This window comes from Arenibacter lacus, assembly GCF_008711145.1.
GTDB classification, from domain to species: Bacteria; Bacteroidota; Bacteroidia; order Flavobacteriales; family Flavobacteriaceae; genus Arenibacter; species Arenibacter amylolyticus.
This window is the reverse complement of record NZ_VVIN01000163.1, coordinates 1-1,433: the sequence shown is the minus strand read 5'-3', so window position 1 is coordinate 1,433 and position 1,433 is coordinate 1. Positions and strand designations below refer to the sequence as shown.

At 42.5% G+C, this 1,433-nt stretch carries 2 protein-coding genes; one reads left to right on the top strand and one right to left on the bottom strand.

All coding sequences use genetic code 11. The annotated features are described in order from the left end of the window. Positions 1-162: 162 nt before the first annotated feature. Complete coding sequence (locus F1E73_RS16945; protein ID WP_150452654.1) at positions 163-855, top strand: phage integrase SAM-like domain-containing protein; 693 nt, start codon at positions 163-165, stop codon at positions 853-855. On the opposite strand, the gene F1E73_RS16940 is transcribed toward F1E73_RS16945, so the two are convergent. Next, on the bottom strand, positions 756-1,433 hold a 678-nt coding region (locus tag F1E73_RS16940; RefSeq protein WP_150452653.1), incomplete at its 5' end, for an IS4 family transposase. The two genes, F1E73_RS16945 and F1E73_RS16940, sit on opposite strands and share 100 nt — an antisense overlap.

The window sequence follows — 1,433 nt, the reverse complement described above, 5'->3', positions numbered from 1 at the left end:
ACCACTATTCTTTTTTCACCTTTCAAAACCCTTTTAAACCCGCTAATATTGATTATATTGGTACTGCCAAAGGTTATTGAAATTCAATATTACAATTTTAAACTTAGAAAAGTTGCCCTATTCGTTGCCCCTTTTTTCATGTTGAAATCAAATTAAAGACCCATGCAAGTTTCATTTCATTTAAGACAGGACAAAGTAAAAAAATCAGGGGCAATGCCCATTCGGATGTTGATTTCCGCCAATGGCTTCAAATACTTTAAGGTGGTATCGGGCATTGATTGCAAAAAGTCGCATTGGGATGAAAGAAACCAACGCATCAAAACACCGAGAAAATCCGAGCCGTATAATTATAGTTTGGAGTATAACAAGATTTTGGATGATAACGAGAACGGTGCGAAGCAGCTATTTCGATATATGCTTCTGAATGACATTGCACCTTCCAAAAAGTATATTGCCGAAAGGCTTGAAAATGGGCAATCAACCATGAATTTATCCCATGAGTTTCTACCCTCATTTGACGAGTTTATAGAAAAGGGCAAGAACATAAAGGCAAAAGGCACACTCAAAAAATACAAGTCTGTTTTGAATTTTTATAAGGGCTTTTCAGAAGATACGGGCTACCAATTGCGGTTTGATACCATAACCCTTGACTTTTTCGAGAAGTTCAGGGATTATTGTTTTGAAGACACTGCTATCCGAAAGTTTTTGAAATTAGTCAAAAAAACTCTCCCGTCCCCCATATTCAGGGATAATAATCAGTTAACCGCAGAAAATAAGTCCTTTCCGACATCGAAATCGACGTTGGTCTGGCCCGTTATCCTCCTTGCTCCTTCGCCCACGTGGTTGCAGGCGTAGTCTAGGGTCAGGTAAAAACACAGGCACATCCTGATTTTTTCCACGAAATTGGAAAAGGCGTGCGATTTTTTGGCTATTGTCCTTTCGATCAGTTGTAGCAGCAAATAGGTGATAAGAGCGATGTATATCTGTGATTTTACGGCGTTCTCGCTGGTCCCCACAAAAGTCTTGATCTGTAGGTTCTGCTTGATCGCCTTGAAGAAAAGCTCGATGTCCCATCGTTTTTTGTAAAGGTCGGCAATGGTTCGGGCACTCCAGTCCAGATTATTGGTTATGATCTCGATCACCTTGTTCTCTTCCTCCTTATAGACGTGGACCAAGCGCAGTTTTACCTGGTCCATTCCCGTATCCACGGCTTTTTTTCCGGTGAGCGTGATGATTTCGTCCTTAAGGATGTCCTGGTCTCCTTTTTCGGGAAGGGCCAGTTCCTCAACGGTATCGAATACCGTATTGGTCTTGATCCGGGTCACGAAAATGTTCTCGGCCGCCACCCTTTGCAGCATCAGGGATAAGTCGAAATAGGCCCTGTCCTCGACGATAACGGTGCCCTTGGTGAAGACCAGCTGAGCCAGCCCCTT